The sequence below is a fragment of the Arthrobacter sp. Hb9-2 genome (genome assembly GCF_059091165.1).
Window position 1 is genome coordinate 34127 of the sequence record NZ_JBNHGJ010000009.1, and the last position, 25828, is coordinate 59954.

At 65.3% G+C, this 25828-nt stretch carries 23 protein-coding genes and 2 riboswitches; of the genes, 14 read left to right on the top strand and 9 right to left on the bottom strand.

What is annotated here, in order from left to right; genetic code table 11:
* The first annotated feature begins 160 nt into the window (after positions 1-160).
* Positions 161-751: a DUF5666 domain-containing protein gene (locus tag AC5RV1_RS07325; RefSeq protein ID WP_493994051.1), complete on the top strand. Its 591-nt coding sequence runs from the start codon at positions 161-163 to the stop codon at positions 749-751.
* A 57-nt stretch (positions 752-808) separates the two neighbouring features.
* On the opposite strand, the gene AC5RV1_RS07330 is transcribed toward AC5RV1_RS07325, so the two are convergent.
* A complete protein-coding gene (locus tag AC5RV1_RS07330; RefSeq protein WP_493994052.1) occupies positions 809-1720 on the bottom strand; it encodes a LysR family transcriptional regulator in 912 nt (303 codons plus the stop codon).
* 128 nt (positions 1721-1848) lie between these two features.
* On the opposite strand from AC5RV1_RS07330, the gene tdh reads away from it, so the two are divergent.
* From tdh to AC5RV1_RS07360, 6 genes are all read left to right on the top strand, one after another.
* Positions 1849-2895: an L-threonine 3-dehydrogenase gene (gene tdh / locus AC5RV1_RS07335; protein ID WP_493994053.1), complete on the top strand. Its 1047-nt coding sequence runs from the start codon at positions 1849-1851 to the stop codon at positions 2893-2895.
* A gap of 8 nt (positions 2896-2903) precedes the next feature.
* Positions 2904-4100, top strand: coding sequence for a glycine C-acetyltransferase (locus AC5RV1_RS07340; protein ID WP_493947342.1), 1197 nt, complete (start codon positions 2904-2906; stop codon positions 4098-4100).
* A gap of 41 nt (positions 4101-4141) precedes the next feature.
* On the top strand, positions 4142-5266 hold the full coding sequence (locus AC5RV1_RS07345) for an NAD(P)/FAD-dependent oxidoreductase (RefSeq protein WP_493994054.1): 1125 nt from the start codon (positions 4142-4144) through the stop codon (positions 5264-5266).
* A gap of 11 nt (positions 5267-5277) precedes the next feature.
* The gene (gene hutI, locus AC5RV1_RS07350; RefSeq protein WP_493994055.1) at positions 5278-6489 is read left to right on the top strand and encodes an imidazolonepropionase; all 1212 of its coding nucleotides are present in this window, start codon (positions 5278-5280) and stop codon (positions 6487-6489) included.
* A gap of 95 nt (positions 6490-6584) precedes the next feature.
* On the top strand, positions 6585-7373 hold the full coding sequence (locus AC5RV1_RS07355) for a DeoR/GlpR family DNA-binding transcription regulator (RefSeq protein WP_493994056.1): 789 nt from the start codon (positions 6585-6587) through the stop codon (positions 7371-7373).
* Between the two features lie 108 nt (positions 7374-7481).
* Positions 7482-8261: a CPBP family intramembrane glutamic endopeptidase gene (locus AC5RV1_RS07360; protein ID WP_493994057.1), complete on the top strand. Its 780-nt coding sequence runs from the start codon at positions 7482-7484 to the stop codon at positions 8259-8261.
* Positions 8262-8447: 186 nt separating this feature from the next.
* On the opposite strand, the gene AC5RV1_RS07365 is transcribed toward AC5RV1_RS07360, so the two are convergent.
* The 3 genes from AC5RV1_RS07365 to AC5RV1_RS07375 all read right to left on the bottom strand — a co-directional run bounded on the left by AC5RV1_RS07365 (position 8448) and on the right by AC5RV1_RS07375 (position 12820).
* A complete protein-coding gene (locus tag AC5RV1_RS07365) occupies positions 8448-10079 on the bottom strand; it encodes an HNH endonuclease signature motif containing protein (RefSeq protein WP_493994058.1) in 1632 nt (543 codons plus the stop codon).
* 171 nt (positions 10080-10250) lie between these two features.
* Positions 10251-10889 (bottom strand): VOC family protein, encoded by a 639-nt coding sequence (locus AC5RV1_RS07370; RefSeq protein WP_461174410.1) that lies wholly within the window; start codon positions 10887-10889, stop codon positions 10251-10253.
* Between the two features lie 104 nt (positions 10890-10993).
* Positions 10994-12820 carry a S8 family serine peptidase gene (locus AC5RV1_RS07375; RefSeq protein ID WP_493994059.1) on the bottom strand — a complete coding sequence of 609 codons (1827 nt, stop codon included), beginning with the start codon at positions 12818-12820 and terminating at the stop codon, positions 10994-10996.
* Between the two features lie 250 nt (positions 12821-13070).
* Positions 13071-13186, top strand: a riboswitch (SAM riboswitch).
* A gap of 43 nt (positions 13187-13229) precedes the next feature.
* On the opposite strand from AC5RV1_RS07375, the gene AC5RV1_RS07380 reads away from it, so the two are divergent.
* The 4 genes from AC5RV1_RS07380 (at position 13230) to AC5RV1_RS07395 (ending at position 18679) form a co-directional block, all read left to right on the top strand.
* Complete coding sequence (locus AC5RV1_RS07380) at positions 13230-14555, top strand: bifunctional o-acetylhomoserine/o-acetylserine sulfhydrylase (protein ID WP_493994060.1); 1326 nt, start codon at positions 13230-13232, stop codon at positions 14553-14555.
* Positions 14556-14650: 95 nt separating this feature from the next.
* Positions 14651-14766, top strand: a riboswitch (SAM riboswitch).
* A gap of 12 nt (positions 14767-14778) precedes the next feature.
* Positions 14779-15894 (top strand): homoserine O-acetyltransferase MetX, encoded by a 1116-nt coding sequence (metX, locus tag AC5RV1_RS07385; protein ID WP_493994061.1) that lies wholly within the window; start codon positions 14779-14781, stop codon positions 15892-15894.
* Between the two features lie 180 nt (positions 15895-16074).
* Positions 16075-17457, top strand: a complete 1383-nt coding sequence (locus tag AC5RV1_RS07390) for an MFS transporter (protein WP_493947333.1) — start codon at positions 16075-16077, stop codon at positions 17455-17457.
* A 103-nt stretch (positions 17458-17560) separates the two neighbouring features.
* A complete protein-coding gene (locus AC5RV1_RS07395; protein WP_493994062.1) occupies positions 17561-18679 on the top strand; it encodes a zinc-binding dehydrogenase in 1119 nt (372 codons plus the stop codon).
* A 25-nt stretch (positions 18680-18704) separates the two neighbouring features.
* On the opposite strand, the gene AC5RV1_RS07400 is transcribed toward AC5RV1_RS07395, so the two are convergent.
* On the bottom strand, positions 18705-19604 hold the full coding sequence (locus AC5RV1_RS07400) for a LysR family transcriptional regulator (RefSeq protein ID WP_493994063.1): 900 nt from the start codon (positions 19602-19604) through the stop codon (positions 18705-18707).
* A gap of 138 nt (positions 19605-19742) precedes the next feature.
* Between AC5RV1_RS07400 and mmsB the strand changes: the two genes are divergently transcribed.
* A complete protein-coding gene (mmsB, locus tag AC5RV1_RS07405) occupies positions 19743-20645 on the top strand; it encodes a 3-hydroxyisobutyrate dehydrogenase (protein WP_493994064.1) in 903 nt (300 codons plus the stop codon).
* 13 nt (positions 20646-20658) lie between these two features.
* Positions 20659-22143, top strand: coding sequence for a CoA-acylating methylmalonate-semialdehyde dehydrogenase (locus tag AC5RV1_RS07410; protein WP_493994065.1), 1485 nt, complete (start codon positions 20659-20661; stop codon positions 22141-22143).
* 20 nt (positions 22144-22163) lie between these two features.
* Here AC5RV1_RS07410 and AC5RV1_RS07415 read toward each other — a convergent pair whose 3' ends face one another.
* The 3 genes from AC5RV1_RS07415 to AC5RV1_RS07425 form a co-directional block, all read right to left on the bottom strand.
* Positions 22164-22661: a hypothetical protein gene (locus tag AC5RV1_RS07415; protein ID WP_493994066.1), complete on the bottom strand. Its 498-nt coding sequence runs from the start codon at positions 22659-22661 to the stop codon at positions 22164-22166.
* 13 nt (positions 22662-22674) lie between these two features.
* Positions 22675-23856 carry a winged helix DNA-binding domain-containing protein gene (locus tag AC5RV1_RS07420; protein WP_493994067.1) on the bottom strand — a complete coding sequence of 394 codons (1182 nt, stop codon included), beginning with the start codon at positions 23854-23856 and terminating at the stop codon, positions 22675-22677.
* Positions 23857-23945: 89 nt separating this feature from the next.
* Entirely contained in the window at positions 23946-24815 is an 870-nt protein-coding gene (locus AC5RV1_RS07425; protein ID WP_493947326.1) for an SGNH/GDSL hydrolase family protein, read from the bottom strand.
* Positions 24816-24892: 77 nt separating this feature from the next.
* Here AC5RV1_RS07425 and AC5RV1_RS07430 point away from each other — a divergent pair, with 77 nt between their 5' ends.
* Positions 24893-25543, top strand: coding sequence for an alpha/beta hydrolase (locus AC5RV1_RS07430; protein ID WP_493994068.1), 651 nt, complete (start codon positions 24893-24895; stop codon positions 25541-25543).
* A gap of 30 nt (positions 25544-25573) precedes the next feature.
* Here the strand turns inward: AC5RV1_RS07430 and AC5RV1_RS07435 are convergent, their stop codons facing one another.
* Positions 25574-25807, bottom strand: a complete 234-nt coding sequence (locus AC5RV1_RS07435) for an RNA-binding S4 domain-containing protein (protein WP_493994069.1) — start codon at positions 25805-25807, stop codon at positions 25574-25576.
* Between the last annotated feature and the right edge of the window lie 21 nt (positions 25808-25828).

A 25828-nucleotide genomic window follows, 5' to 3' on the forward strand; every position in this document is an offset into this window, starting at 1 on the left:
TTCGCGCGTTAGCTGCGGCCCGGTTGTGGCTTAAGTAGTACTCACTTTCCACATGCCGCGGAGTACTCGTGTGCGGCGGTGCACGCCGGCCCTACACTGAAGCTCCAGGGCGCCGCTTTACGGGAAAACAGGCCCTGCCGTCGCTGTGGGAGGTATGGGTATGTCCGTCCGGGAACCGTTGAAATTCCGCAAGGCCGCGCTTGCAGGTGCGGTGGCACTCGCGCTGACGGGCACCGGCGTCGCCTTTGCCTGGGCCGCCGACCCGTCCCCGCCGTCGTCCTCGGCCCCTGGGAATTCGGATAAGGCCCAAGGGCACAACAAGCCGGAGAAGGCCCAGGGGTCCGACAAGCCGGACAAGGCCCAGCGCCCGCAGCACCTGCACGGGGAAAGCGTGGTTAAGAAGGCCGACGGAACGTTCGCGACAGAACTGGGCCAGCGCGGCACGGTGGAGGCCGTGAGCGGTACCTCCATCACCGTCAAGAGCGAGGACGGCTACTCGCAGGCCTACACCGTCAACGCCGAAACGAAAATTACGCAGGTGCCGCCGGCGGACAGCACCCCGGAAACTGCCGACGGCGGCAAGCGGCCCAAGCCGGCAGCGGGGTCTATCGAGGACATCGCCACCGGTGACATTGTCCGGATCTCTGGTGTGAAAAATGGGGACCAGGTCACGGCGGAGCGGATCTTTGAGGGCGGTGACCGCCCCGGACTGGGCCGTGGCAACGGCCACGGCAAGGGCCACTCAAAGTAGGTAGCGTCAAGTGTCGTTTTGGACGCTCAAAACGGCACTTAGTGCTACCCAGTCGGGTCAGCCCTGCTTCACCAGCCCCGCCATGATGCCCTGCAGTGCTTCGGCGACTGTCGTGACGGAACGGCGCTTCAGGTTCTCGGGCCGCGCCAACAAGTCAATCCGGCGGCGTGTGCTGATCCCCTCAAGGGGCCGCAGCACAATGTCAGGGTTGAGAACCGGTCCTGCGGTGTACCTGGGGAGCAGCCCCACTACTCCGCCCGCGGCCACCAGCGCCGCCACCGTGGAGTAGTCATTGATCCGGTGCACGATGTTCAGTTCGCGGCTGGAAACAGCGGCGACGGCGGACAACACATCCGCGGGGGAGTAACCGGTGTGGCTGGTCACCCACGCCTCGCCGCCGACGTCGTCCGCCGTCACGGCCGCTTTCCGGGCGAGGGGGTGGCCCGCAGGCAAGGCCACATCCAGCGGTTCGTGGGCCAGTGGAATTACCGTCACCCGCTCCGTGGGCCACCGCGGACTGTGGTCCATCCGGTGGGCAAGGACCAGGTCGTAGCGTGCCGTCAGGGCGGGGAAGTCCTGCTGGGCCACGTCCTCATCCGAGAGCTCGATCCGCGGCTGGTCCGGGGCGTCCAGGATTTTGGCCAGCGGTGCGAAAACCGCCTGGCCCGCGCTGTGGAACCCGCAAAGGGTTACCCGGCCCGCCGCGGAGCCGTGGTAATTGCCGATGGCATCACGGGCGTCCGCCATCGCGCTGACCACGGCGGCCCCGGCGTCGGCCAGGACCTGCCCCGCCTCTGTAAGCACGAGGTTGCGGCCCTCCTTGCGGGTGAGTGGAACATCGACTTTCCGCTGCAGCAGGGCCAGCTGCTGGGAGACGGCGGAGGGGGTAACCATCAGGGTATCCGCCACCGCCTTGACGCTTCCCAGGGCGCCCAGTTCGCGCAGGATTTCAAGCTGGTGTATCTCCACGGAACCAGTCTATCCGTTAGCTCTTCCTACATCGTCGATTGAGAACTTCGCTGTTGTGCTAAAGCTTTTTCCTCGCTGTAATGAGGAGGGCAAGACCTGCCAACGACGCACAAAGAGTGAGGAAGCCGATGAAGGCTTTGTACAAGGCCGGCCCACAGGCCGGCTTCGAGCTGGTGGACCGCCCGGACCCGGTAGCAGGGCCCGCGGACGTGAAAATCCGGGTTATGACCACCGGCATCTGCGGCACCGACCTCCACATCCAGTCCTGGGATTCCTGGGCGCAGGGGATCATCGAAGCTCCCCTCATCCCCGGCCATGAGTTCTACGGTGAAGTAGTCGAAGTCGGCGAGGACGTCCGTGACGTCAAAGTGGGCGACCGTGTCTCCGGCGAAGGCCACGTGGTCTGCGGAATTTGTCGTAACTGCCGCGCGGGCCGGCGCCAGATGTGCATCCACACCGTCAGTGTGGGCGTGCAGCGCGACGGCGCGTTCGCGGAGTACGTGGTGATCCCGGAAACCAACGTCTGGGTCCATCACGATCCTTCTGTTACTCCTGAGCTCGGCGCCATCTTCGATCCCTTCGGCAATGCCGTGCACACGGCCCTCAGTTTCCCGTTGGTGGGGGAGGACGTGCTCATTACCGGTGCTGGCCCCATCGGGCTGATGGCCATCGCCGTCGCCCGCCACGCCGGGGCCCGCAAGATCGCCATCACGGACGTCTCGCGGCCAAGGCTGGACCTGGCCCGGCAGCTTGGCGCAGACCTTGCCATTGATGTCTCCACCACCCGCGTGCGGGAAGCCCAGCGGGAGCTGGGGATGCGTGAAGGTTTCGACATCGGGATGGAAATGTCCGGCCACCCCACAGCCCTGCCGGAGATGATCGACAACATGAATCACGGCGGCCGGATCGCCATGCTGGGGCTGCCCAGCCAGGACATCACTATTGACTGGGGCAAAGTAGTGACCCACATGCTCACGCTCAAGGGCATCTACGGCCGGGAAATGTACGAGACCTGGTACGCGATGAGCGCCATGCTGTCGTCCAACCCCGTGCTGCACGCGGGCATCTCCGCCGTCGTCACCGATACGCTCCCTGCCGCCCAGTGGGAAAAAGGCTTCGACCTGGCCCGCAGCGGCGCAGGCGGAAAAGTTGTCCTCGACTGGACCCAACTCTAAGGAACACCATGTACACCTCGATCAAGGAACAGCTGGGCACCGAGCTGGAGGACATCCGTACTGCGGGGCTCTTCAAAACCGAGCGCAGCATCAACTCGCCCCAGTCCAGCCACATCACCGCCGGCCTCATCGGCCAGCAGGGTGCCACAGTGCTGAACTTCTGCGCCAACAACTACCTGGGCCTGGCGGACCATCCTGAAATCATCAGCGCAGCGAAGGGGGCCATGGACGAACGCGGCTTCGGCATGGCCAGCGTACGGTTCATCTGCGGCACCCAGGACCTGCACCTCGAGCTCGAAGCCCGCGTCTCACGGTTCCTCGGAACCGAGGACACCATCCTGTTCTCCAGCTGCTTCGACGCCAACGGCGGCGTCTTTGAATCCCTTTTCGGCCCGGAAGACGCCGTCATCTCCGACGCCCTGAACCACGCCTCCATCATTGACGGCATCCGCCTGTGCAAGGCACAGCGTTACCGGTACGCCAACCAGGATATGGCTGACCTCGAGGCCAAGCTCGTTGAAGCGAAGGGTGCCCGCCGCAAGATCATCGTCACTGACGGGGTCTTCTCCATGGACGGGTACCTGGCGCCGCTGGAGGCCATCTGCGACCTCGCCGAGAAGCATGACGCACTGGTCATGGTGGACGACTCCCACGCCGTCGGCTTCATGGGCGCAACCGGCGCAGGCACACCCGAGCATGCAGGCGTGTCGCAGCGGGTGGATATCTATACCGGGACCTTCGGCAAAGCACTGGGCGGGGCATCAGGGGGATATGTATCCGGCCGCGCAGAGGTGGTGGCCATGCTGCGGCAGAAGGCCCGTCCCTACCTCTTTTCCAACTCCCTGGCCCCGGCTATCGTCGCCGCCACCATCAAGGCACTGGACCTGGTGGAGAACTCGGCGGAGCTGCGGCGCACGCTTTTTGACAACGCCGCACTGTTCCGCCGCCGCATGACAGAGGAGGGGTTCGACCTCCTCCCCGGCGAGCATGCCATCGTCCCGGTGATGTTCGGCGACGCCGTCCTGGCCGCGAAGGTGGCTGACCGGATGCTGCAGCACGGCGTCTTCGTCACCGCTTTCAGCTTTCCCGTGGTTCCGCGCGGGGCGGCCAGGATCCGCGTGCAGCTTTCGGCTGCGCATTCGGCAGACGACGTCGAAGCCTGCGTGCGTGCCTTCGTGGCCAGCCGTGCCGAGGTGGCAGCGTGACGGAAGTCACCGCCCGCCCCTAACTCTGCAAGGATGGTGCCATGGCAGCACACTATGACGTCCTGATCGTCGGCGGCGGAATCGCCGGGCTTACCCTGGCCTCGGCGCTGGCGGGCACCTGCAGCGTGGCGTTGGTGGAGGCTGAGCAGGAGCTGGCGTACCACACCTCCTCCCGCTCAGCCCGCCAGCTCATCCCCAGCTACGGCCCGCCCGTGGTCCAGGAACTGACGGTCCGCACCCTGGAACTGATCGCAGCCCGTGATGCCGCGCTGCCCGAACCAGTGCTAACGCCCCGCAGCTTTATGCTGATCGGGACCGAGGAGGCGGTGGCAGCGGAAGCCAGCGGCCACATGCGTTCCATCACCCCTGCCGAGGCGCTGGAACTCTGCCCGGCACTGGTCCCGGAGTCGTTCACCGCCGCAGGGCTGGACACCGGATCCTTTGGCTGTAACGCACCCCTGCTGCTCGCGGACCACCGCCAGCGGGCGCTTGCAGCCGGGGTGGACATCATCACGGGCGCGCGGGTCCACTCTGCGCAGCGCCTTGGCTCCGGCTGGCAGGTGGGGGCAGGGATGGAGGCATTCGAAGCCAGCGTCCTGGTCAACGCGGCCGGCGCCTGGGCGGACGAGTTGGCTGTGATCAGCGGAGTGGAGAAGCTCGGGCTGCAGCCGTACCGGCGCACCGCGGCCATTGCCGCCGTCGAACGTCCCCTGCCGGCGCAAAGCCCCATGGTGGCCGCTGCTGACAACACGTTCTACTTCCGGCGCGAGGGTGACGACGTGCTGATCTCCCCGTCCGAATCGGTGCCGAGCGGTCCAGAGGATGCCAAGCCACGCCCGGGAGACGTGGAGCGCCTGGTGGCCCGGCTCAACCAGTGGACCACGCTGGGCATTACGGAAGTCCGCCGGGCATGGACCGGTTTGCGGACGGAAGCGGCCGACGGTGTCCCCGTGGCCGGCTTCGACGCCGAAGCCCCCGGCTTCTACTGGCTCGCCGGCCAGGGTGGCTACGGCTTCCAGACGTCGTCTGCCATGGCGGAGCTCGCCGCTGGGCAGATCCTCGGCGGTCTCGGATCCGCCGGCAGCGTTGCCCAGGCAGCTGACGATGGTCCGGCATCCCGGACAGCTGCGGCGCTTGCGGCCACCCGCTGGTCAGTCCGGCGTTGAAGAATGGTCGTATGAGTACGCTGATCACCAATATCGCCGAACTGATGACGCAGGACCTGGAGCGCCGGGTCCTGCGGGACGCCGCAGTGGTGGTGGAGGGCGAGCGGATTTCGTGGATCGGCGCCGCTGCGGATGCTCCCGCTGCCGATGACGCCGTGGACGCGGGCGGCCGAACCATGCTTCCGGGCTGGGTCGACTCCCATACCCACCTGCTGTTCGCCGGTGACCGGACGGCGGAGTTCGAGGCGCGGATGGCGGGGGAGTCGTACTCTGCCGGGGGCATCGCCGTCACCATGAACGCCACCCGTGCCACCTCCGATTTTGACCTCACCCGCCTCGCGCTGTCCCGCATTGACGAAGCCGTTTCGCAGGGAACCACTTACATCGAGACGAAGACGGGCTACGGCCTGGACGTTGAACATGAGACCCGTAGCGCGCGCATCGCCTCCACCGTGGCCGACCAGGTGACGTACCTCGGAGCGCACCTGGTCCCTGCCGGACAGGACGCGGACGAGTACACCGACCTCGTATGCGGCCCAATGCTCGCCGCCGTCCGGCCCTATGTGCAGTGGGCCGACGTATTTTGCGAGGAGGGGGCCTTCACCGCTGAACAATCGCGGCGGGTCCTGCTGGCCTGCCGCGACGCAGGCCTGGGCCTCCGCGTCCACGGAAACCAGCTGGGTGAAGGCCCGGGCGTGCAGCTCGCCGTCGAACTTGGAGCCGCGAGCGTGGACCACGTGAATTACCTCGCGGATAAGGATGTCGACGCCCTGGCCGGAACCTGGAGCGGGTGGGATGCCGCTTCCGGCACCGGTGTGACGGGCACCGTGGCAACCTGCCTGCCCGCCTGCGATCTTTCAACACGCCAGCCCCTTGCCCCCGCACGGGCGTTGCTTGACGCCGGCGTCCAGGTGGCGCTGGCCTCCAACTGCAACCCGGGCACGTCCTACACCAGCTCGATGGCGTATTGCGTCACCACCGCTGTGCTGCAGATGGGCCTCAGTGTCCATGAAGCTGTTCGGGCGGCGACGTACGGCGGCGCCCTTGCACTGCACAAGGCCAAGGGAAACGACGCCGACGGCGAACGCGCGGTGGGTTCAATTGCCGTCGGGCACCGGGCGGACCTTCACCTGCTCAATGCGCCGTCGGCTACCCACCTTGCTTACCGTCCGGGCATGCCCCTGACATACGCTGTTTGGCGGGCCGGTAGGAGGGCCAGGTAATCCAGCGGCAAACTGACGTTAGTTGATCATTAGGGTTCTGTTATGATCAGAAAGCGTCATCTTAGCCGATGGCGGGAGTAGCTGGAGGCCCTTGCATGACCCGCACTGACCGATTGACAGCCATACTCGATCTCCTGGCCAGGACCGGCCAGGTGGAGGTCGAAGAGATCGTCAGCACCCTCAACGTGTCCCCGGCGACCGCCCGGCGCGACCTGGACAGCCTGGCAAAGCGCCGGCTGCTCACCAGGACCCGGGGTGGTGCCACGACGGGTGCGTTAGCCTATGACCTGCCGGGCCGGTACAACCGCGACGACCACGCCGAGGCCAAGGAGCAGATTGCCCAGGCGGCCTCTGCGCTCATTGCTCCCGGCGCCGTGATCGGGCTTTGTGGTGGGACCACCAGCACCGCGCTGGCACAGATCCTGGCCACCCGCGAGGACCTCAACGCACCTTCCAACCAGCCCACCCTCACCGTGGTTACCAACGCCATCAACATCGCCGGCCAGTTGGCGGTGCGGCCCAACATCAAAGTCATGGTCACCGGCGGGATCCTCAATCCGCGGTCCTACGAACTGGTGGGGCCGTACACGGACATCATTATGCAGAAAGTGGTGCTGGACATCGCCTTCATCGGCGTCAACGGCATCGATCCCGAAGTTGGGCCAACCAATACGGGGGAGGGGGAGGCATCGGTGAACGCATTGCTCGCCAGCCGCGCGCGTGTCTCCTACGTGCTGGCTGACTCGTCCAAAGTTGGGGTGCGCGCCTTTGCCACAATGGACGGCTACAACTTCACCCGCTTGATCACGGATGCGGGAATCTCGGAGCCCGATAAGGCGGCGTTTGAGGCCAACGGCACGGAAGTGATCGTCGCCGCCGGCTGACGCGGGTTGCAGCCGGGATTGAAGCCATCCGGCGCGGAAGGCGCCCCTGCCGGCCGGACACCGCTGGGCAATCAGGCCGGATCCAGAAACTGCAGGCAAGATGGGTACATGCTGGTTCCCTCCCGCCGTCGCCTGCGGATAGAAGTCTGGATTGTCTTGGGCCTGTCCTTGGGCCAGTCCGCCGTGTACTCAGTGGTGCAGCTCCTGGACAAGATGACCCGCGCGCCGCTGGCGGAAGGCACCTCCACACTCAACCGGTCGCAGAGTACCCGCGAGTACTTCGACCTGACGTACCAACTGCTGGACATCATCTTTGCGCTGGTGCCGGTGCTGCTGGTGATTTACTTCCTCACTGACCAACGGCAGGCTTCCTCGGGCGACGGCAGCAACGCGGGTTCGGCTTTCCGCAAGCTCGGATTCAACTTCGAGCGGCCCGGGCGGGACATTCTTCAGGGATTGGGGCTGGCCGCGCTGATCGGCATTCCCTCGCTTGGCCTCTATGCCGCGGGCAGGGCTCTCGGAATCACGACGGCCATCATCCCGAGTGCACTGGACGCGTACTGGTGGACGGTCCCGGTACTGATCCTGTCCGCAATGCGCCATGCTGTGGTGGAGGAAGTCATCGTGGTGGGCTACCTGTTGAACCGCTTCGGGAAGTTCGGCTGGAGCATTCCGCTGTCCATCATGGTGAGTTCGCTGCTGCGCGGCACGTATCACCTGTACCAAGGGTTCGGTCCATTCATCGGCAACGTGGTGATGGGCATCGTTTTCGCGTGGCTGTACACCCGCACGCGGCGTGTGATGCCCCTGGTCATTGCCCATGCACTGCTGGACATTGTGGCGTTCGTTGGCTTCAGCCTGTTCGGCAAGGCAGTGGGGCTGGGGTAGGGCGGCCCAGCTGACGAGGCCGGCCTGATGCGGCCAGGCTGACGAGGCCAGCCTGATGTGGCCGGGCTGACGAGGCCGGCCTGATGCGGCCCGGCTGCTACAGGCGAGTGAAAGCAGTGCCACGGCCACAGCCAAGCTGACGCAGGAAGGGTTGGGTCGGCGGAAGTTCATCCCGTGTCAGAGCTCTTATCCGCCCGGCACCCTCTGCCCGGCATGTGCGATCTGCACGTCATCGGACAGCGGCCCTTGGAAGGAACCGTCTGGCGCAGGCTTTAAGCCTGAAGGGTTGTCGGGCGGTGGCCACAGCTCTGACGGGTCATCGGATGGGGGCCATAGTTCCAGGAGGTCATCAAAGGCGCGGATGCTCTCTGGCACGGCAGAATCTGGCCAGTGGGGTGGTTCCCAGTCGTGGTGTTCGGCTTTGTAGTGGCGGCCGGTGGGTGAGGTCCAGCCGGGTGGTTGGTTTGTGGTGGCTTGGGTGGGTGTCCAGCCGGGTGGTTGGTTTGTGGTGGCTTGGGTGGGTGTCCAGCCGGGTGGTTGGTTTGTGGTGGCTTGGGTGGGTGTCCAGCCGGTGGCATGTTTGAGGCGGTGATGTTTGGGGCAGAGTTGTGCCAGGTTGCTGATGCCCGTATGGCCGCCGTGTTGCCAGGCCTGAAGATGGTCTGCCTCGTTGTCCAGGGATGGGTTGTTGCAGCCGGGGAAAGTGCATTTGCCGTCCCTGAGCTGCAGTGCCTTTTTCATGGCTTTGGTAAGGCGGTAGCTGGTGCGGCCGATTTCCAGCGGCGCGCCGTCCCGCGGATCCACCAGCACCCGGTAGAACGAACCCGCACCATTTGCGGCCAGCTGCCGCGCCATCGACGGCGGGATGGGTCCGAACCCGTCGAGCTTCGAGGGTTCGTCGGTGAGGCCCAGCAGGGAGAACACGGGCACGGTGACCAGCACCTGCGCGCGGATCGACGATGACGGGCCGGCATTTGTTCCTGCCTCCGTGTCGGGACCGCCGTTGGTTGTTCCGCCGAGGAGCAGGTTGCCGTAGAGGTCCGCGCGCAGCTGGGTGAGGGTCCGGGCCTCTTCCGGGCCCTGTAGTCCCCTTGCGTCGGCAGTGAGCTTGTTCCAGCCCGCCAGCGCCTGGTCTGCGGGCAGGTAGGCGGAGAGCCAGGCCATTCCGTCCTGATCCGGCCGGTATTCCACCCGCCGGTCCGCCACGCCCTTGGCGTGGCGTTGTTCGATGGACTCGGCGTGGTGGCGTTCCCGCCAGGTCCGGGCCTTAATTTTGAACCGGTACGCCGGCATTTCCCCAATCGTGGCCGCGGCGGCCGGTCTCGGTGTGTCGGGGTCCAGGAAGTGGTCCTCCAAGGCGGCAGCCCCGGCCGGGTCAAGGCTGGCCGTTTCATCCACCATGACCAGTGCGTGCTGCCAGGAGATCGTCCCGCGTTGCAGGGCAGCCAGCGTCCGGGGCAAGGAAGTGGTCAGGGCGTAGGAAGCGGCCAGGAACGCACCGGCTGCTCGGGGACCAAGGACCAGGAGGGCGCCGATTTCCGCGGCCACAGCCATTTCCAGCGCCTGTTCCGGTGCGTCCCGCGGCGCGATGAACTGCGCGGTGTCTGCATAATTCGCGGCGGCCCGCGCCTTCAAACCCGCGAACCCAGCCTCCGCCACCCGCGCCCCGGCGAGGATGTCCAGGCAACCATGGGCAAGACCGGCCAACGGGTCAGCCTTCGAGAATGGCTCGAAACCCATCCCCTCCGCTTCGGCATTGAGCACAGCAAGAGCGGCATTGATGTGCTCAAACGCCTTCGCCACCGCCGCTTTCCCCATAGACCAATCATGACAAGCGGGTACGACATTCCGGAGAGCGCTGATGGAAATGGATTCGGCCGCCATCGGCAGGTGACGCCGTTGTCACAAGCTGATGGCGGCCGAAGCTTCGAAGGGCGCTTAGCCCCAAGCCGAGGCCCGGGCAGTCCTGCCCGGGACTATGAAGCAGGATTAGATGGTGACAGCTCCACTGGAGGTCTCGAACGTCACCGAAAGGATCCCGGGGGTCCCGTGCGGTGCCACCCACTCCACGGCAACATCTTCGAGCGGTTTCTCCACCGGCTCGCCCAGCCACTCGGTAACCCTTGCTGCCGAGCCTGCAATGGTCAGGCAGCTCATCTTAACGTTGCTCTCATAGGCGTTGGACGGGTGCAGCGACGGGTCGCCCTCCCACTTGAGCATGTACGGAACCTGCGGGTCGGCAATTAAGCCGAGGATACCGATCTGCTTCCAGACCAGTTCGCGGCCGTCAGGAAACTTGCGGTTTCCGTTGACCGCGGAGCGACCGAGCCGTTCTTCAAAGGGGACGAGGTCGTCAACCTCCACGCACCAGCCCATCCAACCGCCCCCGGCCGCAGACCGTGCACGCACTGCCTGCCCGAAAGGAGCCTTGTCGGAAGCGGGGTGGTCCAGGACCTCGACGACTTCGAGGTACTTGTGTCCCGCGAGCGGGATGATCATATTCCGGGTTCCGAACCGCGGGTGTACTCCGCCTTTCACTGCCTCAACGCCGAGGGCAGAGGAAATACGTTCGGTGGTGGCAGCCAGGCCATCGTGTTCACAGGCGTAAGAGACGTGATCCATGCGCATGGCAACATCTTGGCACTTTGTGATCGGGCTCTCAGCTAAGGTAAGCCTTACTGGGCTCTGTGGTGTCAGCCGTGCTCAAATTCGCACCCACAACAAGCCGACACTCAGAACCTTTCGGTCCGTATGCTCCCGTTAGACCAGTAGATGGTGCCGTTTTCGAAGCGCTGGGCGCGAGTGGACGTATTCAAGGAGTACTCGTCGGTGACCGGGCGTCCAATGAAGGAGTAGCCTCCCCTCCGCTCATATTCCCAGCGGATGGCTCCCTGCAACAGCCTGGTTCCATATTGAGGTGTGAAGTAAAAGGTTCCACCCTGGAAAGTCTGGACCGCACCGCCCTCAAGCCAGCGGTTCTCATCGGACACAGGGTAACCGGCGACTCCGGTCTGGCCGCCCTTATTCCACCAGGCCTCCCGGATTCCGGCGCCGATGTAGTGGAGGCCAATTTGCGGTGTGTAGTACATCGTTCCATTCGTGAAGTGCTGGGCTATTGCTCCGCCGCCCAGAGGCTCCTCGTCCCGGATGGGGTAGCCCGCGTCATGGCCGTTGTACCACTTCTGCACAATGGCACCCCATAGCGGGTGTGCCCCACCTGCCGGCGACCAGAAAATAATCCCATGTTGGAACTGTTGCTGCGCCCCGCCTTGGACCGTTTGTTCCTGACTGGTGGCCGCGCCCAGCTGCGACGCCGGTCCACCCATTGAGTTGTATTTGGCCCCGATCGCGCCCCCCACCGAAAAGTTGTTGGCTGAAGCTGATGCGGTGTGCAGCAGACGGTTCGGCGTTCCACTTCCAGTTCCTGCAATGATTCCTCCGATCGCGGACGAGACGAGCCGATCGGTCACTTGCGTGGGTGTTAAAAGAGGATTGCCGGATAAGAGGAGGGCGGCAGCACCAGCCACGTGCGGAGTAGCCATGGACGTTCCACCGAGTGACGCCGTGGCCGTCGTGGAAGTGTGCCAGGCGGAGCGGATGCCTACACCCGGCGCGTAGAGGTCCACGCATTTGCCGAAATTTGAGAAGGAGGCCTGCCTGTCGAAGGAATCACTTGCCGCTACTGTGACGGCGGAGGGCGTACGGGCTGGAGAAGCCGTGCAAGCGTCAACGGCGTTGTTCCCGGCTGAAACAATGGCCGGAAGGCCGTTGGTGATGATGGCCTGGACTGCTGCATCGAGCACGCTGCTGGTGGGTCCGCCGATACTCAGGTTGACTACGGCCGGGGTGCCAGGTCGGTGCTGACCGGCAACCCAGTCGAGCCCTGCGATGATGTCCGAGTAGACGCCGGAGCCATCACATTCGAGTGCCCGCACCGGAATAAGGGTGGCGGATTTGGCCACGCCATGGACGGCGCCGCCGATGATTCCTGCCACGTGCGTGCCGTGGCCGTTGCAGTCGCTTGATCCCAGGCCGTCAGCCTTTGCTGTCCATCCAGCGCTGACCCGGCCGCCGAAATCGGTATGAGAAGCGAGGATCCCGGTGTCCACAACGTATACGTTGACACCCTGGCCGGAGGCGGCAGGTGTGTACGAGCCGGAGAGCGGCAGTGCCTGTTGATCGATCCGGTCGAGGCCCCACGGCGCGTTGCGCTGCACCTCGGATACTGTGACAGCGTGGTCCGGCTCCACCGTTGCGGCCCGGCCCGAGCGGAGCAGGGCGGCAGCCTGCCCCGGGCTGGCTTCGATAGCAGCGCCCTTCACTGCCTTGGTAAAAGTTCTGTTGACGCCAATTCCCTGGGCGCGGAGGGCCGTCACCTCCGCCGCGACGTCCTTGCCCGGAGCGAATTGGACAAGGTAGCGGCCACTTTCACCCGCAGCAGCGGAAGGAGCGGCGTGCGCTGCGGACGCCAGCCAGGGACCGGCTGCCACCGCGCCTGAGCAGAGGGCGACGGCGGAGAGCAGGACGGTGCGACGTGCCAGGCGAGAGAATTGGGGCAACTGAATGTGGTCCTTTGGTGTGGAAGAAGAAAGGCGAGGTGACGTGTTCCCGGCTCAAATCTAACGGGGGATTGGCGGCAAACGGTCAACCTTCGCTCAATCCTGCGCATCTTCTGCGGAACCTTGGGAAATCAACATGTGGCGCCTCCTGGCTCCACCCCGTCAGGAAGTGTCGTCCAGCAACAGGGCGGGAAGTCACACCCGGTCACACTCGTGGCGGCGGGCACGTGGAGTTCCTAGACTGGGCCCAGGTTATGAGCGCCAGCGCCAAGCCCCGGCTCGCTGGCCGGCAACCCTCCATCCGCGGTGGGGTGCCCCGGGTGAGGACCTGGCTGTCCGGCAATGGCCGGATGGCAAGCGCGGCCCGCGGTGCTTCGAGCATGCCGGGCCCATGTCAAAGGAGCCTTAAATGTCCAACGGATGGTCTTTCGAAACCCGCCAGATCCACGCAGGACAAGAGCCGGACGCTGCCACGGGTGCCCGTGCCCTCCCCATTTACCAAACCACGTCCTTTGTTTTCCCCAGCGCTGAAAGCGCCGCGAACCGTTTCGCGCTTGCCGAGCTGGCGCCCATCTATACCAGGATCGGCAATCCCACGCAGGAAGCCGTGGAACAGCGGATCGCCAGCCTTGAAGGCGGCCTGGGAGCCCTGCTGCTCAGTTCCGGCCAGGCCGCTGAAACTTTTGCGGTGCTGAATATTGCCGAGTCGGGGGACCACATCGTGGCCAGTCCGAGCCTTTACGGCGGCACCTACAACCTCTTCGCCCACACCCTTAAGAAGTTTGGCATCTCCGTCACGTTTGTGGCGGACCCGGACAACCTGGACCAGTGGCGCGCTGCAGTGCAGCCCAACACCAAGCTGTTCTTCGGCGAGGTTGTCTCCAATCCGCGGCAGGACGTCCTGGACATCGAGGGGGTGTCCCAGGTTGCGCACGAGGCCGGAGTGCCCCTGATTGTGGACAACACCCTGTCCACCCCATACCTGATCCGCCCGCTGGAATGGGGTGCGGACGTTGTGGTGCACTCAGCCACCAAATACCTGGGTGGCCATGGTTCCGCCATCGCCGGCGTCATCGTGGACTCCGGAAAATTCGACTTCGGCAAGGACCCTGCGAAATTCCCCGGCTTCAACACCCCGGACCCCACCTACAACGGGTTGGTGTATGCCCGCGACCTCGGCGCCGACGGTGCCCTGGGTGCCAACCTGTCCTACATTTTGAAAGCCCGGGTGCAGCTGCTGCGCGACCTTGGCTCGGCAGTGTCGCCCTTCAACGCCTTCCTGATCGCCCAGGGACTGGAGACGCTGAGCCTGAGGGTGGAACGTCACGTCGCCAATGCCTTGGACGTTGCCCAATGGCTGGAATCGCGTGACGACGTCGAATCCGTCGCCTACGCCGGGCTGCCGTCCAGCCCCTGGTACGAGCGCGGACGCAAGTACGGACCCAAGGGTACCGGCGCGATCGTGTCGTTCAACCTCGCTGGCGGCGCGGAGGCGGGCAAGCGCTTTGTGGACGCCTTGGAGCTGCACTCCCATGTGGCAAACATCGGTGACGTCCGTTCCCTGGTGATCCATCCGGCGTCGACCACCCACAGCCAGCTCTCGCCGGAGCAGCAGGTGGTTGCCGGCGTGAATCCCGGCCTGGTGCGGCTGTCAGTGGGGATCGAGCACATCGATGACATCCTGGCGGACCTCCAGGCTGGCTTCCGGGCGGCCAAGGAGGCCACTGGCGCCTAGCCGTACCCAGGGCACCAGCGCGGCGGCGGGCCGGGGAAGTCACAACCAGTCACACTCTTGGCGGCAGGCAGGGCCTGTTTCGTACACTCGAACCAGGTCATGAGTGCCAGTGACAGCCCCGGCTTGCTGGCCGGCAACCCTCCTTCCGCGGTGGGGTGCCCCGGGTGAAGACCTGGCCTGCCGGTCATTCGACGGCGGGCAAGCGCGTAGAAGAGGTCTTGCCATGACGGTTACCGTCACCCGTACCACCGTCCCCGAACACGGGATTGTCCGCTATGCCTCCATCGGGGGACTGAAGCTGGAAGCCGGCGGATACCTGCCGGACGTCACCCTGGCCTACGAAACCTGGGGCACACTCAATGAGGACGGCAGCAACGCCGTCCTCATTGAACACGCTCTGACCGGCAGCACCCACGTAACCCGCGGCGACACAGAAGAACCCGGCTGGTGGGAACAACTCGCCGGGCCGGGCGCGCCGGTGGACACCAACCGTTTTTTCGTGGTGTCCATCAACATAGTGGGCGGCTGCTATGGGTCCACGGGGCCGTCGTCGCTTGCTCCGGACGGAACGCCCTGGGGCTCGCGTTTTCCGCTGGTGACCCTGCGGGACAGCACTGTGGCGGAGGCCCGGCTGGCCGACCAGTTGGGGATCGAGAGCTGGTTTGCCGTGCTGGGCGGCTCAATGGGCGGGGCGCGGGCGCTGGAATGGGCTGTCACGTATCCGGAGCGGGTGCGGCGCTGTGCTGTGATTGCCGTGGGCGCCGCGAGTACCGCCGAGCAGATCGCCTTTGCCCAGGCGCAGACCCTCGCCATCCGGCAGGACGCCAACTTCAACGGCGGTGACTACTACAACGGACCCGCTCCCGAGGAAGGCCTGGCCCTGGCCCGGCGCATCGCCCACATCACCTACCGCTCCCCGGTGGAGCTGGACGGACGGTTCGGACGCGCGCCGCAGGCGCCCGAATCGCCGCTTCAGGGCGAGCAGCTGGCAGCCCGCGGGCGCTACCAGGTGGAGAGCTACCTGGATCATCAGGGCACCAAACTGGTCCAGCGCTTCGACGCCAACAGCTACATCGCGATCACAGAGGCGCTGATGAGCCACGACATCTGCCGGGGACGGGGGTCGCTCGCCCAGACCCTGTCCAGTGTCAGTGCGCGCTTTTTTGTCGCCGCCGTGGACTCGGACCGGCTCTACTTTCCGTCCCAGTCACGGGAGCTGGCGCGGGCGCTTCCCGGAAAGGTGGACGTCCACCTCATCGAGGCGCCTATCGGGCACGACGGGTTCCTCACCGAGATCGGCCAGCTGGGATCGCAGCTCCGGCAACACCTTTCGGCATAACGCCACAACCAAAAGCCAGAATATGTGCATAAATGCAGATGGGCTCTGCATGATTCGCCGTTGAGCTGGGCGTGGAGGCAGACCATACTCAATGGGACCCGGCGGTTCGTGGCCAAAATCACGTGTATCCGCCACAGCCTGTCCCAGTGGTGTCGAAGACGACGCCGAAGGAGTTCATAAATGAGTACGGAAAGCTCCGCCGCACGGCGGCCAGAGGAAACCGACGTTAAGGCCTCAGGCCTGAAGAAAGTCGTTACGGCCTCCATGGCCGGCACCGTTGTTGAGTGGTACGAGTTTTTCCTCTATGCCTCCGCCGCCACCCTGGTGTTCGGCAAAATGTTCTTCCCCAATTCAGGGACCGAACTGGACGGCATCATCGCCGCCTTCGTCACCTACGCCGTAGGCTTCGTGGCCCGCCCCATCGGCGGCATCGTCTTTGGCCACTTCGGCGACAAGTTCGGCCGCAAGCAGTTGCTGCAGCTGAGCATCATCCTGGTGGGCGTAGCCACCTTCCTGATGGGCTGCCTGCCTACCTTCGCCCAGATCGGCTACTGGGCTCCGGCCCTCCTGGTGTTCCTGCGCTTCGTGCAGGGCTTCGCCGTCGGCGGTGAATGGGGCGGCGCCGTGCTGCTGGTTGCCGAGCACAGCCCCAACAAGTCCCGCGGGTTCTGGTCCAGCTGGCCACAGTCGGCGGTACCGATGGGCAACCTCCTGGCCACCGGCGTGTTGTTCACCCTTTCGGCCACGCTCTCCCAGGAAGCATTCCTCGGCTGGGGCTGGCGAGTCGCCTTCTGGCTCTCCGCCGTCATCGTGATCGTTGGCTACTACATCCGCACCAAAGTCCAGGATGCACCGATCTTCATTGAAGCCCGCAAGGAAGTCACGGTGGAGAAGAAGGGCTACGGTGTTGCCGAAGTCTTCCGCCGCTACCCGCGCGGTGTCTTTACCGCCATGGGCCTGCGTTTTGCCGAGAACATCCTGTACTACCTGGTGGTGACGTTCTCCATCACCTACCTGAAGATCGTCGTCCAGACCGACACCTCCCGCATCCTCCTGCTCCTGCTCGTGGCGCACTTCATCCACTTCTGCGCCGTCCCGCTCGTCGGCAAGATGTCGGACGCATTCGGCCGGCGGCCGGTCTACATGGCAGGCGCCATCCTCGGTGGCACCTGGGGCTTCTTCGCCTTTCCCATGATGGACACCGGCAACGACATCGTCATCCTGGCCGCCATCACCATCGGCCTGCTGTTCCACGCGCTGATGTACGCGGGCCAGCCGTCCATCATGGCCGAGATGTTCCCCACCCGGATGCGGTACTCCGGCGTTTCCCTGGGCTATCAGGTGACCTCCATCGTCGCCGGTTCACTGGCACCGATCATCGCCACGTCGCTGCTCAATAGCTTCAAGTCCTCCACTCCGGTGGCGCTGTACCTGCTGGGAGCCTGCATCGTGACCGCCATCGCCGTGTTCTTCCTCAAGGAGACCCGCGGCATCTCGCTCCACGACGTGGACGCAGCCGACGCCCAGGGCACCGCGGACTTGCTCGCTTCCGGCAAGAAATAGTCACTGTCACCACCAGAGCCAAAAAGCACCAACTGCCCGGACCCGCGACCCCGCAGGCCCGGGCAGTTGGGCGTCATTGCCTTCGACGAAGTCAGGATCTCCCATGAAAGCAGCCGTCCTTTACTCCACCGTCCCGTCCGGCACCAGCTACACCGAAGCGCATCCCCTTCGGGTCGAGGAGCTTGACCGGCCGGAACCCCGCGCAGGTGAGTTGGGCATCACCATCACCTACTCGAGCCTGTGCCACTCGGACCTGTCCGTGGTGGACGGCTCCCGCGTCAGGCCCCTTCCCATGGCACTGGGACATGAGGCTGTTGGGCGGGTTGCCGCGGTGGGTGAAGGTGTTACGGACGTTTCCCCCGGGGACCATGTGGTCCTCGTCTTCGTCCCCAGCTGTGGAGACTGCCGGGCGTGCCGGGCGGGCCGTCCGGCTCTCTGCCACCGCGCAGCGGAAGTCAACGGGTCGGGGGACTTGCTGCATGGTGAGGCCCTGCTGCGGACGCCCGCAGGGGAGCGCATTAACCACCATCTCGGGGTTTCGGCCTTCGCCGATTACGCGGTGGTGGCCAGGGAATCGGTGGTGGTCATCGACGACGACGTCCCCGACACTGTTGCGGCAATGTTCGGTTGCGCCGTGCTCACCGGGATGGGAGCTGTCCTCAACACGGCGGCCGTCCAGCAAGGCCAGTCCGTCGCTGTCTTCGGACTCGGCGCCGTGGGGCTTTCGGCCGTCATGGCCGCGGCGCTCGCTGGTGCCTCCTCCGTGATTGCCATCGATCCGAACGCCGGCAAGCACGGCCTCGCCCGGAAGTGCGGGGCAACCGCCGTGGGGACACCGGACGAGGCTCCCCGCCTGATCCAGGAGGCCTCCGGTGACGGCGTGGACACCGCCATCGAAGCTGTGGGGTCAGCCCGGGTCATCGCATCGTGCCTCGAGCACGTGACGCGTGGCGGCGCCGTGGTCTCTGTGGGGCTGCCGCACCCGACGGCTGAACTGACGGTGCCCGCGCTCCAGTTCGCCGGGGCGGGCAAACGGCTGCTGGGCTCGTATATGGGCGACGCCGTTCCGGGCCGGGACATCCCCCTGTACCTTGGGTACTGGCGGGAGGGCAGGCTTCCCGTTGAGCTGCTGCACACCGACACCCGGCCCCTTGATGAGATCAACGAAGGCCTCGATGCGCTGGCCGCAGGGCAAGTTGTGAGACGGCTCTTCCAAGCCTGAAGAAACGGCACCTGACGGGCAAAATCTAGGCAGCCAGCAAGTCCTGGCGTTCGGCAACTTCTTCCTTCAGCGCAGCGATCACGGCCTGCACCCGGGCGGACCGCAGCGATTCGGGCCGGGCCACGGCCCAGATGGGCACCTGGCGCTGGAACGCGTCGGGGAGCACCGGAACGAACTCCGGATTCCGCGCCACCATAAAGTTTGGAAGCAAACCGATGCCCGCGCCGCGGCGCACCGCCTCCACCTGGGCAAAGATACTCGTCGCCTGGAAGCTGGACTTCGGCATGGGCAGCTGCGAGGACCGGTGGCCCAGTTCGGCAACCTGGAGTGCCGACTCAACGTAAGAGACGAAGCCGTGCTGTCCCACGCCGTCGGGCGTTTCCGGCAGGCCCCGCTTGGCGGCGTAGGCCGGGCTGGCGTATAGCCGGAGGAAGTAGTTGGTCAGGAAGATGGCCTGCGCGTTGCTCACGTCAGTGCGGCCCACCACCACTTCCAGGTCCACGCCCGAGCGGTTCTGGCTGACCTTGCGCGTGGCACTGAGCATCTCCACATTCAGCATGGGGTGCCGCTGCTGGAGGCGGACGAGTGCAGGGGTAACGAATTCGGCGCCGAAACCGTCGGAGGTGCTGAGGCGCACCATTCCGGACAGAGCGTCCCGGTCCTGGCCCGTAACGGCAGCCAATGACCCCAGTGTTTCTTCGATCGTTTCCGCCGCGGCCACGGCCGAAGCCCCCAGCTCCGTCAGTTCCCAGCCGTGCGGGCTGCGCTCCAGGGTGCGCCCGCCGAGTTGCTTGTCGAGGGCGAGGATCCGGCGGGAAATGGTGGTGTGGGTGGTGCCCATCGTTTCCGCGACGGCGTTGAAGCGCCCAAGGCGGGCCACCGTGAGCAAAATCAGCAAGTCGTCCGGACTCGGAAGCTGCGCCACCCGGTGCCCTTTCCTTCGTGTGCATCAGTGCACATGCCATCTGTAATTTTTCCCCTTGATTGCACTCTAGCAGGGTGTGATGGTGGACACAGACCTTCCGGCTGCCCTCGCCGGAGGCACAGCAAAGGAGCTTAGGCCATGGCGGTAGTCGGTTGGATTGGTTTGGGAAACATGGGGGGTTCCATGTCGGGAAACCTCGCAAAGGCGGGTCACGACGTTCGGGGATTCGACCTCAACCCGGCTGCTCTCGCCGCTGCGGAGGCGGGCGGGGTGAAGCCGGTTGGGAGCATCGCCGAGGCAGTGGCGGACGCCGACGTCGTCTTCACCATGCTCCCCAAGGGCGAGCATGCCAAGGCTGTCTACCTGGGCACGGACGGGGTGCTGGCGCATGCGGATGCGCGCACACTCCTGGTCGATTCCTCCACGATCGATATCGCCGCCGCCAGAGAATTGCACGACGCCGCTGCTGCCGCCGGCTTCCGCTTCGTTGACGCCCCTGTCTCGGGCGGGATGAGCGGTGCCAAGGCAGGAACGCTCACGTTTATGGTGGGCGGTGAGGCGGATGCTGTGGCCGACGCCACGCGGTACATCGAGCCGATGGCAGCCAACATCATCCCAACCGGCGGAGCCACCACCGGCCAGGCAGCCAAAATCTGCAACAACCTGATGCTCCTGATTAACCTGGCCTCCACTGCCGAGGGCGCCGTGCTGGCGGACCGGCTGGGCCTGGACAAGAAGGTGTTCTGGGACATCGCCTCCGTCTCATCCGGCGACAGCTGGGCCCTGCGCACCTGGTACCCCGTTCCCGGCGTGGTCCCCACCGCTGCATCCAACAATGACTTCGCGCCCACGTTTACCGCTGAGCTGGCGAACAAGGACATCGGCCTGGCCATCAGTGCTGCCGAGGACACCGGCACGCCGCTCGAAATCGGCAAGCACGTTCAGCAGCTGTACCAGCGCCTCATCGATGCGGGCGAGTCCGGCAAGGACTGCTCCATGATCATCAAGCTCGCCGACGGTTCCCTGGATTCAGCAAAGTAGAAGAGAGACCTCCATGCAAACCATTCCGCATTACATCAACGGCAGCCGCGTTGCCGATGCCGAGCGCTTCGGCCCCGTCTACAACCCTGCTACCGGAGAGCAGGAAAAGCAGGTGGCACTGGCTTCCGCTGCCCGGGTGGAAGAAGCCATTGCCGCCGCCTCGGCTGCGCTGCCAGCCTGGCGGGCAACGAGCCTGGCCAAACGGACCAATATCTTCTTCCGCGTCCGCGAAATCCTGACCCAGCGCAAGTCCGAGCTGGCCGCCATCCTGACCAGTGAACACGGCAAAGTACTCTCCGATGCCGAAGGGGAAATTTCCCGCGGGCTCGAGAACATTGAGTTCGCCACGGGGCTGTCCCACATGCTCAAGGGGGAACGCTCCGAGCAGGTTTCCAGCGGCGTGGACGTCCACTCCGTCCGGCAGCCCGTGGGCGTCGTGGCCTGCATCACCCCGTTCAACTTCCCGGCCATGGTGCCGCTCTGGATGATCGGCAGCGCCCTGGCATGCGGGAACACCGTGCTCCTGAAGCCCAGTGAAAAGGATCCATCCTCCGCCGTATTCATCGCGGAAGTCTTCGCCGAAGCGGGACTGCCGGCCGGTGTGCTGAACGTGGTGCAGGGCGACAAAGAGGCGGTGGACGTCCTGCTCGAACATCCGTACGTCAAAGCCGTCAGCTTCGTGGGCTCAACGCCCATCGCGCAATCGATTTACAAGCGTGCTGCGGACCACGGCAAGCGGGTCCAGGCCCTGGGCGGGGCCAAGAACCACATGGTGGTCCTGCCGGACGCGGACCTGGACATGGCGGCCGACGCCGCAATTTCGGCTGCCTACGGCTCGGCAGGCGAGCGCTGCATGGCGGTCAGCGTTCTCGTCGCCGTCGGCGCCATCGCCGACGACCTCGTGGCGGCCATCCAGAGCCGGATGGCTACCCTGACCATCGGCCCAGGCACCGACCCGGCATCGCAGATGGGCCCGCTGATCACCGCCGAACACCGGGAGAGGGTGGCCTCCTACGTGGCAGGTGCCGAAAACGAGGGCGCCACGGTGGTTGTTGATGGCCGCTCGCAGCAGTTCGATTCAGGCGGGTTCTTCATCGGAGTCAGCCTGGTGGACCACGTTAAGCCGGGCATGAAGGTGTACGACGACGAAATCTTTGGCCCCGTCCTGTCCGTGGTCCGGGTGGATACCTACAGCGATGCGGTCCGCCTGGTCAACGACAACGAGTTCGGCAACGGGGTTGCCATCTTCACCCGCGACGGCGGCGCCGCCCGCCAATTTGAGTTCGACGTGGAGGCAGGGATGGTGGGCGTCAACGTGCCCATCCCGGTGCCGGTGGGGACTTTCTCCTTCGGCGGCTGGAAGAACTCCCTGTTTGGCGACACACACATGTACGGGCCGGACAGCATCCGGTTCTACACCAGGGGCAAAGTGGTCACCACGCGCTGGCCGGACCCCGCGACGTCCGTCATCGACCTGGGTTTTCCGCAGGTGGACTGACGCAGGTGGACTGACTCAGGTCAGCCGTTCATGATCTCGCCGCGGCGGGTCATGTACTCCTCCACGGAAAGTTCCCCGTTGCTGTACTTCTCATCCAGTTCGGCGAGCTTGCGGGCGCGGTAGCCCTGCGGGGCCGACGGCGGCGGGGGAGTGGCAGGTGCCGCGGGCTGCTGCTGGGCCTGGGGTTGCCCCTGCCGGGGTTGTTCCGGCTGGGGCTGCCCGTACGGCGGAAACTGCTGGTCCATGGGCGGAACCGGCTGGATGGGCGGCAGCGGCTGGGGCCGGTCGAGTTCGCGGAATCCGCCGCTGAAATAGTCCTGCTGGGTGTAACCGTCCCGGGGCTGTTTGCTCTGCGGACCGGCCGAACCGGGGAACTGGCCGCTGCCCGGGAACTGCTCGGGGTAGCGCCCGGTAAAGCTTTGCTCGTGGTTCCTGCGGGCGACAGACTTCCGGTACATCCGCATGGCCATCGGGATCAGGAATGACAAAATGATGATCCAGAAAAACAAGTTGCTCACGGTGCCGTGCCTCTCATGTGTGTCCTTCCAGCTTAGCCCCGTAGTTCACGCGGACGGCCGGGAGCCCCATGAATGCGCCGTACCGGTCCACTGCTTCCTGCACTGCGGCTGCCAGCTGGGAACCTGGCCGGTCGTCGGATTTGGAGAGCCGGATATCCAGCTCACACCGCCCGGGAAGCAGCGTATGCCGCCAGGAGCCGGCCATCCGCCCGTCCAGCAGCACCACGTGCATCGGTTGTCCTTCGAAAGGAAATGCGGGAGCTCCGCCGCCCATGTAATGCCGCGTGGCGGAATAGCCCATGATGTATTCGTCGTAGCACTGGACCAGGTCTATCCGTGGACCCTGGACGGTAGCCCGGCCGGCCTGCGTCCCCGGATCGGGCTGATCGGCAGCGGAGTAATGCTCGACGCCGTCAATCACGGTGGCGGTCAGCGCATTGGGCCGTGCATCCCTGGCCACCTGTAGCCCCTTCCGGACGTCCGCCATGGTCAGCTTTGACCAGTCGGCGCAGTCCCTGATGGTGGCGGGGCCGCGGCTGGAGAAATAGCGGAAGGCCAGTTCACTCAGCGCCTCCTCGCGGGTCGGCGCCGGTTGCCTGCCGGCCGGAACCCGCTCATCAAAGAGGGCATAAGTCTGCTTCAGGGCACCGCCGGGGCTCCGAACCGGCGTGCCGCTGACCAGGAGTCCGCTGACTTCGGCGTGCATGATCAGGTAGGCAAGCCTCAGGCCTTTCGCCGGAAACCCCGCGTCCTGCAGTTTTGCGGCGAGTTGCTCGCGCGTGAGGTGGTTGCCGCCCGCCAGAGCCCCGGCCAGCACCTCCCCGGCCCGGGCGGCAGTTGCTGCATCGATTCCGGTGAGACGGTACGTCGCCGCGTTGGCCTGGTGGAGCCGTGGAGCAGAGACGGCTGACAGCCAGCGGAGGTCGTCCCGGTGGACGAAATGCCAAGTGGGGCGAAGGATATGAGTGCGCAGGATCCGGCCATCGGCCACTGCGCTCTCGATGTCCGCGGCTGTCACCGGCGGATCAACACTGCGTGATACACGCTGGGCGAGGCTCCACCTGGCGTAGGGAAATTCCTGTGCCTGCACGGCCAGCAGGTTGCGCAGGGCGGCCTCCGGCGAGGGGGCACCTGGTTCCCGGAGCAGCTGGGAGGAAAGCCGGTGCCGCACTACCGCGTCCGGTTCCATGTTCATCGCCAGCTAGTCCTTGCCCGCATCAGGCTGCCCCGCACCAGGCGGCCCGCCGCCTGCCCGGAAGCATCGCCCGGAATCATGGCCTGGTGCTAGCGCCGGGCAGGCTCAGCAGTCCCCAGCGGACCCTCGCCGGATCCCAGCGGGACGCCCGGCCCAAAGATGGGACCCGGCGTCGGACGCTTTGCGGTGATCCCGTCCCCCGAGGACTGGTGGCGCAGCCTGCGCAGTACCCACGGCACAAAGTACTCGCGGGCCCACACCAGGTCCCCAGAGCGCGCCTCGCGCCAGGTGCGGGGCGGCAGCGGTTTGGGCTGCAGCGGCTCCAGCGTGTGCTCCACGTTCAGCGAGTCCAGCACCATGGCCGCGATCGTATGGTGGCCAAGGGGGGAGAAGTGCAGCCGGTCCCGGTCCCACATCTGCGGGTCGCTGAGTTGCCGCAGCGACCACATGTCGGCGATAACGGCATCATGCCGGGCAGCCACGGTACGCAGGTTTTCGTTGTAGATGGCCACCTTGCTGCGGATCCTGCCCAGCACCGAGGAGCCGGTGTCCGGTCCGTTGAAGAGGACCACCGTTGCGCCGCCCATGGCCAGGATCTGCACCACCGAGTCGAGCTTTTCAGCCAGGGCGTCAGGGTCGCCGCCCGGGCGCAGCAGGTCATTGCCGCCGGCCGAGAGGGTGACGAGGTCCGGCTTCAACGACAGGCAGGGGGCGAGCTGCTGGTCCACAATCTGCTGCAGCAACCTGCCGCGCACGGCCAGGTTCGCGTAGGCGAAGTCGGGCTGCGTACGGCCCAGTTCCTCCGCCACCCGGTCCGCCCAGCCGCGGTAGCCGCCGGGGCGCGAGGGCTCGGGGTCGCCAATGCCCTCCGTAAAGGAATCGCCCATTGCCACGTAGCGGGTCCAGGGGTGGGATCCGGCGCGGGCAGTGGGGGATTGAATGGCGCTTGTGTCAGTCACGGTCCTATCCTGCCTTCCGCTTCACTGGCTACGCGAACGTAGGTTGTTACCTTTCGGTAGCTGTAACAATGGAAACCATGACTGAAGCCGAAGTATTTCCTGCCCCTGTTGTTCTGTGGTCGCATCAGGAGGACCAGCGCGACGGCAAGCCGCTGCTGGTACTGCTGCACGGCTACGGCGCCAACGAACAGGACCTGCTCAGTCTGGCTGACCTGCTGCCCGGTGACTTCGCCGTCGCCTCTATCCGGGCTCCCATCGCGATGGGCCCGGGTTTCACCTGGTTCCCGTTGACGGCGTCCATTGACTACTCGCTGGAGCGGGTTAAGGCGGCGTCGTCCTTTGTGCTGGACTGGATCGACACCATCAAGGTGGGGCATCCTTCGGTTTCCCTGCTCGGCTTCTCAATGGGAATGGCCATGGCCACTACGCTCCTGCGGCAGCGGCCCACCGACTTCGCGGCCGTCGTCGGGCTCTCAGGCTTTGTGGTGGACGCAGGCGACGACCCCAGCTTCAGGGACTCCGAACTGGACGGCACCATTCCCATGTTCTGGGGCCGGGACCAGCAGGACCCAGTGATCACCCCGGACAAGGTCGATTACACAATGGGCTGGGTCCGCAAGCACGTCAAACTCACCAAGGTCCTGTACACGGGCATGTGGCACGGGATCAACCAGCAGGAGATCGGCCACGTAGGTGAATTCCTCACGCACGAAGTCCTCAAAAAGTAAGCGGACGACGACGGGTGCGGGCGAGGCAGGTTAACCTGCCTCGGGTGCCACCACCCGGACCGTTTGCCCGTTGACCGTGACGGTATCGCCATTGTGCAGCTGGCGGCCGCGGCGGTCGTCGATCTCCCCGTTGACCTTGACGAGCCCGTTCTTGATGAGGTCCGCCGCCTCAACGCCGTCTTCCACCAGGCTGGCGAGCTTGAGCAGCTGGCCAAGGCGGATCATGCTGTCGCGGATGGGGATGTCTTCAACACGGTTGCTCATGAAGCAATAATGCCTGACGTA